This is a genomic window from Bradyrhizobium sp. BR 10289 (assembly GCF_019455385.1).
Lineage (GTDB): Bacteria > Pseudomonadota > Alphaproteobacteria > Rhizobiales > Xanthobacteraceae > Bradyrhizobium.
The window spans coordinates 274171-287530 of the sequence record NZ_JACOFR010000007.1 but is presented as its reverse complement, the minus strand read 5'-3'; the positions used below and the strand labels follow the sequence as shown (position 1 = coordinate 287530).

Sequence of the window (13360 nt, the reverse complement as noted above, 5' to 3'; positions counted from 1 at the left end):
GACAACCTCATTCTGGCACAACTGATGCCGTAGGGGGCCGTCCACACCATCAGAAAGCGGAAAACTCAAATTTCGAGACATGGGCCCCGGCTCTGCAGCCCACCGCTGGAGGAGCGCTGCGCTGCGTCCGGGGCACGAGACATTCTCAAACGCCCGCTCGCATGTTACACGCTGACCTGGCACCACCCAGCGAGCACCCGGTTTGGCGAAGGCAGCGGCAAAGCGAACCCTGAAATGGCAGCGCGATCCCGAGGGGATGCGGCTGCGGATTCTCGAAGCCGCCAAGCAGGAGTTTTCCACCCACGGGCTCGCCGGCGCCCGCGTCGACCGCATCGCGGCCAAGGCCGGCGCCAACAAGCGCATGCTGTACTATCACGTCGGCAACAAGGACGAGCTGTACCTTGCGGTGCTCGAAGGCGCCTATGACAAGATCCGCAGCGAGGAGCGCGGGCTGGATCTCGAGCATCTCGATCCGCCCGAGGCGATTCGCCGGCTGATCGAGTTCACCTGGACCTATTTTCTCCGCAACCCGGAATTCCTGTCGCTGCTGCAGACCGAGAACCTGGCGCGCGCAAAACATCTGAAGAAGTCGACCAAGGTCAAGTCGATGCACTCGCCTTTCGTCGAGATGATCCGCACGGTCGTGCGGCGCGGCGTCGAGAGCGGCGACTTCCAGGTCGCCGTCGACCCGGTGCAGCTCTACATTTCGATCGCCGCGCTCAGCTTCTTCTATCTCTCGAATTCGGCGACGCTCAGCGTCATCTTCGGCCGCGATCTGCTGGACCAGAAAGCCAAGGACGAGCGCCTCGCGCACATGTCCGGCCTGGTGCTCGCCGCGCTGACGGGGCGGTCGGCGGAACTGTTCGAGATCGCGAAGACGCCGAGGGCGCGGACCGCGGTGGTGCAGACGGTCTAAAGGTCTCGTGCCCCGGACGCAGCGCAGCGTCCCTTGGCGGTGCGCTGCAGAGCCGGGGCCCATGCTTCCGCGGAACGTGTGGGCCTCTGGGTCCCGGCTCTGCGCTGCAGCGTTGCACGCTGCAGCGCGTCCGGGACACGAGACCGTCGGCTCCGCATTCCCCAACCCGATCCGAGAACCCGCACAAACGCCACAGCAAATCCTCTGGACAGTATTTATCCAACGGGTTAATTTCTCCCCACAACGAAGAAGAATGCCGGGAGTTGAGACGTGGCCGAACCGAAGCCGCAGAACGCGGTCTCCAAGATGCTGAATGCGGCCTGGGTTCGGCCGTTTTTGTTCCTGGTCTTCATCGTCGTCGCCTGGGATCTCGCGATCCGCCTGTTCAGGATTCCCGCCTACCAGATCCCGTCGCCTGGGGATGTCCTCGCCGTGCTGCGCACCGAATGGCCGGAACTGCTGCGCCAGTCCTGGCCGACCACTTACGCGACCGTCTGCGGCTTCCTGCTGTCGGCGCTGTTCGGCATCCCCGTCGCGATGCTGATTGCCGGCTCCAAGACGGTGGAGAGCTACGTCTATCCGCTGCTGGTGTTCTCGCAGTCCGTGCCGAAGATCGCGATCGCGCCGCTGTTCGTGGTGTGGTTCGGCTTCGGCATCGTTCCGAAGGTGATCTCGGCGTTCCTGCTCGGCTTCTTCCCGGTGGTGGTCTCCGCCGTGCAGGGCTTCAAATCCGTCGACCCCGACATGGTCGATCTCGCCCGCGCCATGCAGGGCAGTCGCTTCCAGGTGTTCCGTGCTGTGAACCTGCCGCATGCGTTGCCCGCGATCTTCTCCGGCCTCAAGGTCTCGGTGACGCTCGCCGTGGTCGGCGCCGTCGTCGGCGAGTTCGTCGGCTCCAATTCCGGCATCGGCTACGTCATGCAGCGCTCGATCGGCACGTTCGACCTGCCGACGATGTTCGCGGCCCTCGTCATTCTCGCGCTGCTCGGCGTCATCCTGTTCTGGATCGTCGACCGGATCGAGAAGCTGATCATTCCCTGGCATGTCAGCCAGCGTGAGGACGTGATTTTCGCCTCGTAATCTTCAAGCAACGGCCATCAATGGCCGAAACATAACGTCAAAGGGAGAGTGACGATGAAGCGGTGGATAGGAGCTGTCTCGGCTGCGCTGATGGTGTTTGCCGCGGTGCCGGCGAAGGCGGCCGACAAGGTCGTGCTGATGCTGAACTGGTACGTCTATGGCGAGCATGCGCCGTTCTATTACGGCAAGGCCAAGGGCATCTATGCCGCCGAGGGCATCGACCTCGAGATCCAGGAAGGCCGCGGCTCGGCTGCGACCACGCAGGCCGTTGCCGCCAAGACCGCGGATTTCGGCTATGTCGACATTCCCACCATGATGCGCGCCGCGATCAAGGGCGCGCCAGTGCTTGCGACCGGCGTGCTGCTGCAGACCTCGCCGATGTCCGCCATGGGCTTCGTCGACAAGAACATCAAAAAGCCCGAAGACATCAAGGGCAAGACGGTCGCGATCACGCCGGCCGATTCCATGACCCAGATCTGGCCGCTGTTCCTGAAGAAGACCGGCCTCAAAGAGAGCGACTTCCAGACCGTGGCCGGCGACGGCCAGACCAAGCTCAATGCCGTCATCAACGGCCAGGCTGATCTCCTGCTCGGTTACGTCATGGACCAGTCGATGAAGATCAAGGACGCGACGGGCAAGGACGTCTACCCGATCAAGTTCGCCGATTACGGCATCAACATGGTTTCGTCGGGCATCATCGCCAACTCCGACTATGTGAAGGCCAATGCCGACATCGTCCGCCGCTTCATGTCGGCGACGACCAAGGCGGTCGAAGCCGCGGAGAAGGAGCCGAAGGCCGCCGCACAGTCGATCCTCGACGCCAACCCCAAGGGCGGCAAGATCGACACGCTGACGCAGGGTTTTGAGCTGACCATTCCTCTCTACCGGACGCCCGAGACCAAGGACAAGCGGCCGTTCCAGGTCACCGACCAGAATATGACCGAGACCGTCAATCTGCTGGTCGAATATGGCGGGCTCGACCCCAAGGCCAAGGAGAACCCGAAGGCCTTCTACACCAACGACTATCTGCCGAAGAGTGGCTCGTGAAAGCAGCGACTGTGACCAGCGAGACCGTGCAGCCGGCCGCCCATCTGAGACTGGTGAGCGACCGGGCCGGCGATGCGGCGGGCATCAAGCTGTCGGGCGTGTCGAAGACCTACCGGACGCGCGACGGCGATGTGCCGTCGCTGCGGCCGCTCGATTTCCACATCAATGACGGCGAGTTCTTCGTCGTGGTTGGCCCCTCCGGCTGCGGCAAGTCCACGCTGCTCAAGCTGATTTCGGGACTGCTGCCGCCGACCACGGGCGAGATCCTGGTCGAAGGCGAGAAGGTCACGACGCCGCACGGCAATGTCGGCATCGTTTTCCAGAACGCGCTGCTGCTGCCCTGGCGCAACATCCTCAACAACGTGATGCTGCCGATCGACATGAAGCGGCTGCCGCGGCAGCAATATCTCGACCGCGCCAAGCAGCTGTTGAAGCTGGTCGGGCTCGAAGGGTTCGAGAAGAAGCTGCCGTGGCAGCTCTCCGGCGGCATGCAGCAGCGCGCCTCGATCTGCCGTGCACTCGTGCACGATCCCAGGATCATGCTGATGGACGAGCCGTTCGGCGCGCTCGATGCGCTGACGCGCGAGCGCATGAATGTCGAACTGATGCGGATCCAGCGCGAGACCAGGAAGACGGTGCTGCTGATCACGCATTCGATTCCGGAGGCCGTGTTCCTGGCCGACCGCGTGCTGGTCATGACCGAGCGCCCCGGTGCGGTCGCCGCGGTCTACGACGTGCCGCTGCCGCGCCCGCGCTCGCTCGACGTGATGGCTGATCCCGTCTTCACCGAGCTCGTGCAACGCATCCGCAAGCATTTCTTCTCGCAAGGTGCATTGGATTAGGGCGATGGGATTCCCTGGAGGAGCCGCACGCACGCTGCGCTCCCTCCCCCGCCTGCGGGGGAGGGCTGGGGAGAGGGTGTCTCCACAGTGGGAAAGCCCCCTAGAGGAGGAAGCCCTCACCCGGCACTTCGTGCCGACCTCTCCCGCAAGCGGGAGAGGTGACCGTCCTCTCTGCAAGACACCTGGGACCCATTAGCATGTCCCCTCGTCTGAAGCTGCGAGACATCGCCTTCTTCGAACGTCCCGTGCAGTTCGCGCGGCCGTTCCGCTTTGGCGCGGTCACGATCAATGCAACTCCGCAGCTGTTCGTGCGGGTGGAGATTGAGGTCGAGGGCAGAGGAACCGCCGTCGGCGCGAGCGCCGAGCTGCTGGTGCCAAAGTGGTTCGACAAGCGGCCTGAACTGTCGCCGGCGCAGACGGTCGAAGGCTTGCGCCGCTCGCTGCAGATCGCGCGCGGACTTTATCTGGCACGCACCGGCTACCTGACCGCGTTCGATTTGCACGCGTCCTGCATCGGTGCGCAGATCGCGACCTGTGCGAAGAAGAACATCCCCGCGCTCGCCGCGGCCTATGGCCCCGCGGAGATCGACAAGGCGATCCTCGACGCGTTGCTCCGTGCATCGAAGGCCAGTTTCTTCGACGGGATGGCCGGCAATATCGCGGGCATCGATGCACGGCTTTCATCCGACCTGAAGGACGCGGATATCACGGCGTTTCTCGCCGGTCGCAAGCCACTGCCGCGCGTTGCGATCAGGCATACCGTCGGCCTCGACGATACCGTCGAAGGCGAGGGCGGTGTTGCCGATGCGCATGAGAACGCCGGCGCGAATTACTTCAAGCTGAAGCTGTCTGGCGATCCCGCAGCCGATGCGGCGCGGCTGGCGCGGATCGGCAAGGAGCTGGATACGCTCGGGCGCGACACCAAAGTGACGCTCGACGCCAACGAGCAGTACGCCGATCTCGCCGCGCTACAGGCGCTGATGGATCGGCTTGACCGAGACTCTGCGCTGCGCCCAATCTCGGCGCGCCTGCTTTATGTCGAGCAGCCGATGCCGCGCGACATCACCCGGCAAACACCGCTCGGCCCGCTCGCGGCGCGCGGCTTCATCATCGATGAGGCCGACGATTCCTACGATGCCTTTCCCGCGGCGCGGGCACTCGGCTATCACGGCATTTCCTCGAAGTCCTGCAAGGGCCTCTACAAGTCCATCGTCAACGCAACACGCGCCGCCAAATGGACCGCCGGCGGGGAGAGGTTCTTCGTCACCGGCGAGGACCTGACCTGCCAGGCCGGCCTTGCGGTGCAGCAGGACCTCGCGCTCGGCGCCTTCATCGGTGTCACCCATGCCGAACGCAACGGCCATCACTATGTCGACGGCTTCGGTGAAACGCCGACAGCTGAGGTGCAGGCCTTCGCCGCCGCACATCCCGATCTCTATGCCGATGCCGGGCAGGGCATCCGGCTCAACATTCACAACGGCGATCTCCTGACGGGATCGCTCAACACAGTGGGTTTCGCGACGTCGGTCCATCCGGACTGGTCGGCGCTCCGCCCGCTCGAACAGCCAAAATCACTTCAGGAGCAGTTGTCATGACCACTCAACGCCTCGGCCTCATCATGAACGGCGTCACCGGCCGCATGGGGCTCAATCAGCATCTGATCCGCTCGATCGTCGCGATCCGCGACCAGGGCGGCGTCCGCCTCAAGAACGGCGATCGCGTCATGCCCGATCCGATCCTGGTCGGCCGCAGCGCCGAGAAGGTCGAGGCGCTCGCCAAGCGTTATAACATCACGCGCTGGACCACCGATCTCGATGCGGCGCTCGCCGACAAGAACGACACGATGTTTTTTGACGCCGCGACGACGCAGGCGCGCCCGGGCCTGCTGACCCAGGCGATCAACGCCGGCAAGCACGTCTATTGCGAGAAGCCGATCGCGACGAATTTCGAGGAGGCGCTGGAAGTCGTCAAGCTCGCCAATGCCAAGGGCGTCAAGCACGGCACGGTGCAGGACAAGCTGTTCCTGCCCGGCCTGAAGAAGATCGCCTTCCTGCGCGACAGCGGCTTCTTCGGCCGCATCCTCTCGGTGCGCGGCGAGTTCGGCTATTGGGTGTTCGAGGGCGGCTGGCAGGAGGCGCAGCGGCCGTCCTGGAACTACCGCAGCGAGGACGGCGGCGGCATCATTCTGGACATGGTCTGCCACTGGCGCTACGTGCTCGACAATCTGTTCGGCAATGTCCAGAGCGTGGTCTGCATCGGCAACACCGACATCCCCGAGCGCTTTGACGAGCAAGGCAAGAAGTACAAGGCGACCGCGGACGATTCCGCCTACGCGACGTTCCAGCTCGAAGGCGGCGTCATCGCCCACATCAACATGTCCTGGGTGACGCGCGTCTATCGCGACGACCTCGTCACCTTCCAGGTCGACGGCACGCACGGCTCGGCCGTCGCGGGCCTCACCGATTGCATGATCCAGGCGCGGCAGGCGACCCCGAGGCCGGTGTGGAATCCCGACGAAAAGCGTCTGCATGATTTCTACGGCGACTGGCAGAAGCTGCCGGACAACGTCACCTACGACAACGGTTTCAAGGAACAGTGGGAGATGTTTATCCGCCACGTCTACGAGGATGCGCCCTACAAGTTCACCCTGCTCGAAGGCGCCAAGGGCGTGCAGCTCGCCGAATGCGCGCTGAAGAGCTGGAAGGAGCGCCGCTGGATCCACGTCGCCCCGATCAAGGTGTGAGGAGGGACGAATGAACAAGCCTGTCCAGCCGATGTCATCCCTGTCGCTCAAGCTGCCGAAGGCCGATCGCTCGATCGAGACCTATCGGCTCGCGGCCTCGCGCACGTTTCCCGCCAAGCTCGAAGGGCCCTTGAACCGCATCGCCTTCTCCGCCGTGCATACCGTCGCCGATCCCTTCGCGGACAACGATCCCTGGCTATCGGTCGCCGTCGACTGGGACAAGACCATCGCTTTCCGCGAGCACGTCTGGGACCTTGGCCTTGGCGTTGCCGAAGCCATGGATACCGCGCAGCGCGGCATGGGGCTGGACTGGCCGACCTCGCTGGAGCTGATCACGCGCTCGGTCGGTGCCGCCAAGTGCCGCAACGCGCTGGTATTCTCGGGTGCCGGCACCGATCATCTCGCGGTCGAGGATGCCAGGACCCTCGATGACGTCATCCGCGCTTACGAGGAACAGCTCGCGGCGGTCGAGAAGGTCGGCGGCCGCATCATCCTGATGGCGTCGCGCGCGCTGGCCAAGCTCGGCCGCAGCGCCGACGACTACGCAAAAGTCTACAACCGCGTGCTGTCGCAGGTTCGCGAGCCCGTGATCATCCACTGGCTCGGCGACATGTTCGATCCGGCGCTGACGGGCTATTGGGGCACCAACGACCTCAACAAGGCGATGGATATCGCGGTCGCCATCATCAACAACAACGCCGCAAAGGTCGATGGCGTCAAGGTTTCGCTGCTCGACAAGCAGCGCGAGATCGACATGCGCCGGCGCCTCGACAAGCGCATCAAGATGTATACCGGCGACGATTTCAATTATGCCGAGCTGATTGCCGGCGACGAGCAGGGCTTTTCGCATGCGCTGCTCGGCATTTTCGACGCGATCGCGCCGGCTGCGTCTTACGCGCTGTCGCGGCTCGCTGCCGGGGACGAGGCCGGCTTTCACGATGTGCTCGGTCCGACCGTGCCGCTGTCGCGCCACATCTTCAAGGCGCCGACGCGGTTCTACAAGACCGGCGTCGTGTTCATGGCGTATCTCAACGGTCACCAGGATCATTTCACCATGGTCGGGGGGCAGGAGAGCACGCGCTCCATGCTGCATCTGGCCGAACTGTTCCGGCTCGCCGACAAGGCCGGCCTGCTCGCCAATCCTGAACTCGCGACGCAGCGGATGAAGTCCGTGCTCGCCACCCACGGTATCGAATCCTGATGCGCGATTTCACGTCCGACCACCGCTGGCTGTCGCTGAACACGGCGACCGTCCGCAAGCAGGGTGATCTCCTGGAGATCATAGACGCCTGCGCCAGGCACGGCATTCGCGCCATCGATCCCTGGCGCGATCAGGTCGCGGCGGTCGGTCTCGACCGTGCCGCCCGTGCGGTGCGCGAGGCCGGCCTCGATCTCTCCGGCTATTGCCGTGGCGGCATGTTCACCTCGGATATCGCGCGCCCGCGCGAGGTGCGCGACGATAACAGGCGCTGCGTGGACGAAGCCAAGGCGCTGGGCGCGCCCTGCGTCGTGCTCGTCGTCGGCGGCCTGCCGCAATATTCACGGCCGGGCAGCGCGGCGTCGAAGGACATTGTCGGCGCGCGCGGGCAGGTCGAGGAAGCGCTTGCGGAGATGCTCGACTATGCGAGGCAGGCAAAGCTGCCGCTCGCGATCGAACCGTTGCATCCGGCTTATGCCGCCGACCGCGCCTGCGTAAACACGACAAAACAGGCGCTCGACATCTGCGACCGGCTCGACCCAGACCGCAGCGGCATGCTCGGCGTCGCGCTCGACGTCTATCACATCTGGTGGGATCCAGAGCTGATGGGCCAGATCGCCCGCGCCGGCAAGGATCGCCTGCTCGCCTTCCATGTCTGCGACTGGCTGGTCCCGACCAAGGACATCCTCAACGACCGCGGCATGATGGGGGACGGGGTCATCGACATCAAATCGGTCCGAGCCGCGGTCGAAGCGCAGGGCTTTGCCGGCTATTCCGAGATCGAGATCTTCTCGAATGACTGGTGGAGCAAGCCAATGGACGAGGTCCTGAAGACCTGCATCGCGCGCCACAGGACGGTGGTGTAGGCATTCGGCGTCCGTTGCGCGCAACACAGCGGATCACCTGCGGTGTCAAAGCCTTGCGCGGATCCGCTGCCGCAGGTCGCGGCGGCAGCCGTCTACTGTGCATGGGGTTGTTTTCAAAATTTTCTTGGCGAGACCTCACCCGATCGCGCAGGGCACGCTCAAGAACCCGCGGAACCGCACCCGTCCGCCCCGTACCGGCTCGCCGCTGACGGCATAGTTCGGGAAGCGCGCCAGGAAGCGCGAGATCGCAATCGCCCCCTCCAGCCGCGCCAGCGCCATCCCCGCGCATTGATGTGCGCCGGTGGCAAAAGCCAGATGCCGGTTCGGCGTCCGCGCGATGTCGAAGCGTTCGGGGTCCGGAAACTGCGCGGGGTCGCGATTGGCAGCGCCGATGCACAGCGTCACCGACGTGCCGGCCTCGAGCATGACGCCGCCGAGCTCGACCTTCTCGGTGGTCATGCGATTGCCGAGCTGGTTCGAGCTCTCGTAGCGCAGCATCTCCTCGACGGCCGTCTTGATCATATCGGGATTGTCGATCAGCCGCCGCTTCTGATCCGGATGGCGGTCGAGCGCGACGAGACCGTTGCCGATCAGATTGGTGGTGGTCTCGTGGCCGGCATTGAGCAGGAAGATGCAATTGTGCAGCAGCTCCTTCTCCGTCAGCCGCTCGCCGTTCTCCTCGCCGTTACCTTCTCCCTGGATCAGCCGCGTCAGCACGTCGCGTTCGGGATTGCCGGGCTTCTCCCGTCGGCGCGCAACCAGTGTCTGGAGATAGGCGAGAAAATCCGTCACCGCCTTGTTGCCGCGCACGGCGACCTCCGGCGAGACCACCGGTTCGAGCGCGCCGAGGATTGCCAGCGACCAGTCACGCAGCGGCCCGCGCTCCTCGTGGGGCACGTCGAGCAGGTTGCCGATGACTTCGATCGGGATGGACGCAGCAAAGTCCTCGATCAGCTCGCAAGCGCCCTTGGCGGCAATCGCATCGAGCAGGCCGTCCACCAGCTTGACGAGGTCGCCCTCCATCCCGGCGATCGCGCGCGGTGACAGCGCGCCCATGATCAGGCGGCGCACGCGGGTGTGCGCAGGCGGGTCGTTGAAGACGAGGCTGGCGGTGTGGTGGTCGTAGAGCGGGGTGTCGCCGTATTTCGGCGCGAACTCGCGCTTCTTGTCCGAGCTGAATGATGTCGTGTTCTTGTAGGTGGAGACGAGGTCGTCATAGCGGGTCAGGAACACGGTGCCATTCGGCAGGCGCTTGACCGGCTCGTTCTCCCGCAGTGCACGATAGGTCGGATAGGGGTCGTCGTAGAACTCGGGCGTCAGCTTCTCGAGATCGAAGCTTGCCGCCAACTCCTTCGCATCTGCGTTCATCCCGTTATACTCGCCGGTTAAAGCCGTTATGCCGTTTTTGTTGTTCTGTTCGGCGCATGCATGCGTCTACAGTTCTCGCACCTTGCTAGCCGACCGGACAGGAAAATGCACGCACGCGCTGACGCTGCCGACACGGCCCCGACCTGGCCGGATGATATTTTCGCGACCCTGCAACGCTTCGACGTCCGGCAGGTGCCTTACGTGCCTGACGCCGGCCATTCGAGGCTGATCCAGCGCGTGCTGGCTTCATCCACGATGCGCGGCATTGCGCTGACGACGGAAGAGGAGGGCGTGGCACTGCTCGCCGGTGCCTGGGCCGGCGGCCAGCGCGGCGTGCTGCTGATGCAGTCGAGCGGCGTCGGCAATTGCATCAACATGCTGTCGCTGATCCCGATCCTGCGCTTTCCGTTCCTGACGCTCGTGACCATGCGTGGCGAGTGGGGCGAGTTCAATCCGTGGCAGGTGCCGATGGGGTCGACCACACAAGGCGTGTTCGAGCTGTCGGGCGTGCAGGTGTTGCGCGCCTCGAATGCAGCCGAGGTGCCGGCCGTGCTCGAGGCTGCGGCAGCCCAGGCCTACAACGCGCTGACGCCTACTGCCGTCCTTCTGTCTCAGCGCCTGATCGGCGCCAAGGTTTTCACCAAATGAGCAAGGCCAATCTCCTCGACCGCCGCCAGGTCGTCTCCACGTTGCTGGCGAACCGCAAGGACGTCGTTGCGATCGGCGGCTTAGGTGCCTCCACCAACGACATGTGCGCCGCCGGTGACCACGCCCGCAATTTCTATCTCTGGGGCGGGATGGGCGGCGCGGCGATGATCGGGCTTGGTCTCGCGCTGGCGCAGCCAAAACTGCCGGTGCTGGTCATCACCGGCGATGGCGAGATGCTGATGGGCTTGGGCAGCCTCGCCACCATCGGCCTGCAGAAGCCGCCGAACCTCTCCATCGTCGTGCTCGACAACGAGGCCTATGGCGAGACCGGCGGCCAGACCAGCCACACCTCCGCCGCCGCCGACCTCGTCGGCATCGCCACGGCCTGCGGCATCAAGCACAGCCAGTCGATCTCGACCATGGCCGAGGTGGAAGCCTTCGCCCAAGCCGTCCACGATGTCTCGGCCGGGCCGCGCTTCGCCAACGTGAAGATCGACAGCGCCAGCCTGGAGCGGATCCTGCCGACCAGGGACGGCACCTATATCGTCAACCGGATCCGCGGCGACCTCGGCTTCCAGCCGATCTAGCCTCTCCGTGCTCACGCCCGAACCCGTCACCCCCGGCCCCGAGGACGGTACGGTGTTGCTAATTTCCAACGAGTCTGTACCCACTTAGGTTGCGGCGCAGCATTCTGCTTGACTTTTGCGTGGGTGAGTGCTTACTCACTAGCATGAGCTCATTGCGTATGACGAGCGACCTGAGGCGTCAATTGATCCTCGGAGCCGCGAAACGCTGCTTTGCCCGACACGGCTATACCGGCACCACGACGAAGAGCGTGGCGGCCGCTGCTGCCATTTCCGAGGCGCTGCTGTTCAAGCATTTCCCGTCCAAGGCGGCGCTTTACGCCGAAATTCTCAGCGACGAGTGCGAGGCGGACCCGGCCTTCATGGAGTTGCTCGAACGGGAGCCATCGACGGCGGCGCTGGTCGAGCTGATCCGCGGCATGGTCCAGCACTTCCTCCACATCGCCGATGGTCCCGATCAGGAAGAAGCGCAGCGCCTGCGACTGATGGCCACGAGTCATTTGGATGATGGCGAATTCGCCCGTCTGCTATATGCCAAGATCGAGAAGCTGATCGGGGCGGTGTTCGTCGCTTCGCTCGATCGTGCGGTTGCCAGCGGTGACGCGCGGCCATTCAGCGGCGATCCGCTCAACCTGTTCTGGTTTGCGCATCACACGTTGATGACGGCTGCGCTGGCCAGGCTGCCGGCTACGCCCTGCCTCGCTTACGGCAAGGCTGGCGACCTCGAGCGGCAGCTGTGTGAGTTTCTCCTGAGGGGTATCGGACTTAACGACGCCGCAATTGCTTCGCATTTGAGCCACGATCAGGCCGTGGGTGCGGGCAAGACGGCGATTGCAGAGAGTGCATGACATGAACATCGTAGCCGAACACAAGATTTCGGGCCAACCGATCGACAACAAGGCTCCCAAGCGTCCGGTTCGGCCGGTGCTCTGGTTCATCATCGTCGGCGCGCTGCTGGCAGCGCTCGTCGGTGGTCTCGTCTGGTTCAATTATTTCCGCGGCCAGATGATCAAGCAGTTCTTCGCTAACAACAAGCCGCCGCCGACCGCCGTGAGCGCGGCCGAGGCGAAGTCGGAAGTCGTGCCGAACCTGCTCACCGCGGTCGGCGGCCTTGCCGCCGTGCACCAGGTCGACGTCAGCGCCGACGTCAACGGCCGCGTCACCGAGATCAAGTTCGAGCCGGGCACGCATGTCGAAGCCGGCACACCGCTCGTGCAGCTGTTCGACATGCCGGAGCAGGGCGACCTCGCCAATTACAAGGCGCAGGCCACCGTCGCTCAGCTCTCGCTCGACCGCGCCAAGCAGCTGGCCTCGCGTCAGTTCGGTCCGCAGGCGACCGTCGACACGGCGCAGGCCGCCTATGACCAGGCCCAGGCCGGCATCGCCAAGACCGAGGCCTTGATCTCGCAGAAGCTGGTGCGCGCGCCGTTCGCGGGCGATCTCGGTGTCCGCAAGGTCGAGGTCGGCCAGTACCTGACCGCCGGCACGGCGATCGTCTCGCTGACCGATCTGTCGGAACTGTGGGCCAATTTCACCGTGACGGAGAAGGATTCCGGCAACCTGAAGGTCGGCCAGCCGGTCCGGCTCAAGGTCGACGCCTATCCGGGCCGCACCTTCGACGGCAAGATCACCACGATCGAGCCGCAGATCGCCGCCGACACCCGCAACATCCGCGTGCAGGCAACCATCGCCAATCCCGACAAGATCCTGAAACCCGGCATGTTCGTGACCACCACGGTGGTGCTGCCGGACAAGCCGGCGGTGATCACCGTGCCGGAGACCGCGGTCGACTACACGCTGTACGGCGACTCCGTGTTCGTGATCACCGAGAAGAAGGACGCTGACGGCAAGACCAGTCTCTCCGCGGTGCGCACCTTCGTGCAGACCGGCAGCCGCGTCGACGGCCGCGTCGAGATCGTCAAGGGCGTGAAGGCGGGCGACAAGGTCGTGGCCGTCGGCCAGCTCAAGCTGCAATCGGGTGCGGCGGTGTCGATCTCGACCGACCCGGCGCCGCAGATCCCGGCGCAGCCGCCGCGCTACTGATCCAATAGATACAAGTGATCCGGCC

13 protein-coding genes are annotated in these 13360 nt (G+C 64.4%); 12 read left to right on the top strand and 1 reads right to left on the bottom strand.

All coding sequences use genetic code 11. The features are described from left to right. Positions 1–256 precede the first annotated feature (256 nt). The 8 genes from HYH08_RS15365 (at position 257) to HYH08_RS15330 (ending at position 8692) form a co-directional block, all read left to right on the top strand. Positions 257–916 (top strand): TetR/AcrR family transcriptional regulator, encoded by a 660-nt coding sequence (locus tag HYH08_RS15365; protein WP_220010661.1) that lies wholly within the window; start codon positions 257–259, stop codon positions 914–916. Between the two features lie 270 nt (positions 917–1186). Further along, positions 1187–1996, top strand: a complete 810-nt coding sequence (locus HYH08_RS15360; RefSeq protein WP_220010650.1) for an ABC transporter permease — start codon at positions 1187–1189, stop codon at positions 1994–1996. A gap of 54 nt (positions 1997–2050) precedes the next feature. Further along, on the top strand, positions 2051–3043 hold the full coding sequence (locus HYH08_RS15355) for an ABC transporter substrate-binding protein (protein ID WP_220010649.1): 993 nt from the start codon (positions 2051–2053) through the stop codon (positions 3041–3043). Further along, the gene (locus HYH08_RS15350; protein WP_220010648.1) at positions 3040–3885 is read left to right on the top strand and encodes an ABC transporter ATP-binding protein; all 846 of its coding nucleotides are present in this window, start codon (positions 3040–3042) and stop codon (positions 3883–3885) included. Before HYH08_RS15355 ends, HYH08_RS15350 begins: the two co-directional genes overlap by 4 nt. Before the next feature lie 197 nt (positions 3886–4082). Continuing rightward, positions 4083–5480 carry an enolase-like domain-containing protein gene (locus HYH08_RS15345; RefSeq protein WP_220010647.1) on the top strand — a complete coding sequence of 466 codons (1398 nt, stop codon included), beginning with the start codon at positions 4083–4085 and terminating at the stop codon, positions 5478–5480. After that, a complete protein-coding gene (locus HYH08_RS15340) occupies positions 5477–6628 on the top strand; it encodes a Gfo/Idh/MocA family protein (RefSeq protein ID WP_220010646.1) in 1152 nt (383 codons plus the stop codon). Before HYH08_RS15345 ends, HYH08_RS15340 begins: the two co-directional genes overlap by 4 nt. Before the next feature lie 10 nt (positions 6629–6638). After that, positions 6639–7829 (top strand): dihydrodipicolinate synthase family protein, encoded by a 1191-nt coding sequence (locus tag HYH08_RS15335; protein WP_220010645.1) that lies wholly within the window; start codon positions 6639–6641, stop codon positions 7827–7829. Continuing rightward, positions 7829–8692, top strand: coding sequence for a sugar phosphate isomerase/epimerase family protein (locus HYH08_RS15330; protein WP_220010644.1), 864 nt, complete (start codon positions 7829–7831; stop codon positions 8690–8692). The genes HYH08_RS15335 and HYH08_RS15330 overlap by 1 nt, the downstream gene beginning before the upstream one ends. 135 nt (positions 8693–8827) lie before the next feature. On the opposite strand, the gene HYH08_RS15325 is transcribed toward HYH08_RS15330, so the two are convergent. Next, positions 8828–10060 (bottom strand): cytochrome P450, encoded by a 1233-nt coding sequence (locus HYH08_RS15325; RefSeq protein WP_220010643.1) that lies wholly within the window; start codon positions 10058–10060, stop codon positions 8828–8830. Between the two features lie 105 nt (positions 10061–10165). On the opposite strand from HYH08_RS15325, the gene HYH08_RS15320 reads away from it, so the two are divergent. From HYH08_RS15320 to HYH08_RS15305, 4 genes are all read left to right on the top strand, one after another. Beyond that, entirely contained in the window at positions 10166–10708 is a 543-nt protein-coding gene (locus HYH08_RS15320; protein WP_220010642.1) for a phosphonopyruvate decarboxylase, read from the top strand. Next, positions 10705–11295, top strand: coding sequence for a thiamine pyrophosphate-dependent enzyme (locus tag HYH08_RS15315; RefSeq protein WP_220010641.1), 591 nt, complete (start codon positions 10705–10707; stop codon positions 11293–11295). Before HYH08_RS15320 ends, HYH08_RS15315 begins: the two co-directional genes overlap by 4 nt. Before the next feature lie 143 nt (positions 11296–11438). After that, positions 11439–12140 carry a TetR/AcrR family transcriptional regulator gene (locus HYH08_RS15310; RefSeq protein ID WP_220010640.1) on the top strand — a complete coding sequence of 234 codons (702 nt, stop codon included), beginning with the start codon at positions 11439–11441 and terminating at the stop codon, positions 12138–12140. Position 12141: 1 nt separating this feature from the next. Then, positions 12142–13335, top strand: coding sequence for an efflux RND transporter periplasmic adaptor subunit (locus tag HYH08_RS15305; RefSeq protein ID WP_220010639.1), 1194 nt, complete (start codon positions 12142–12144; stop codon positions 13333–13335). Positions 13336–13360 lie beyond the last annotated feature (25 nt).

Bases quoted from the DNA above. Each gene is read 5' to 3' on its own strand.
- HYH08_RS15365 (WP_220010661.1), top strand. From the start codon at position 257: ATGCGGCTGCGGATTCTCGAAGCCGCCAAGCAGGAGTTTTCCACCCAC.
- HYH08_RS15355 (WP_220010649.1), top strand. From the start codon at position 2,051: ATGAAGCGGTGGATAGGAGCTGTCTCGGCTGCGCTGATGGTGTTTGCC.
- HYH08_RS15345 (WP_220010647.1), top strand. From the start codon at position 4,083: ATGTCCCCTCGTCTGAAGCTGCGAGACATCGCCTTCTTCGAACGTCCC.
- HYH08_RS15340 (WP_220010646.1), top strand. From the start codon at position 5,477: ATGACCACTCAACGCCTCGGCCTCATCATGAACGGCGTCACCGGCCGC.
- HYH08_RS15335 (WP_220010645.1), top strand. From the start codon at position 6,639: ATGAACAAGCCTGTCCAGCCGATGTCATCCCTGTCGCTCAAGCTGCCG.
- HYH08_RS15330 (WP_220010644.1), top strand. From the start codon at position 7,829: ATGCGCGATTTCACGTCCGACCACCGCTGGCTGTCGCTGAACACGGCG.
- HYH08_RS15325 (WP_220010643.1), bottom strand. From the start codon at position 10,060: ATGAACGCAGATGCGAAGGAGTTGGCGGCAAGCTTCGATCTCGAGAAG.
- HYH08_RS15320 (WP_220010642.1), top strand. From the start codon at position 10,166: ATGCACGCACGCGCTGACGCTGCCGACACGGCCCCGACCTGGCCGGAT.
- HYH08_RS15315 (WP_220010641.1), top strand. From the start codon at position 10,705: ATGAGCAAGGCCAATCTCCTCGACCGCCGCCAGGTCGTCTCCACGTTG.
- HYH08_RS15310 (WP_220010640.1), top strand. From the start codon at position 11,439: ATGAGCTCATTGCGTATGACGAGCGACCTGAGGCGTCAATTGATCCTC.
- HYH08_RS15305 (WP_220010639.1), top strand. From the start codon at position 12,142: ATGAACATCGTAGCCGAACACAAGATTTCGGGCCAACCGATCGACAAC.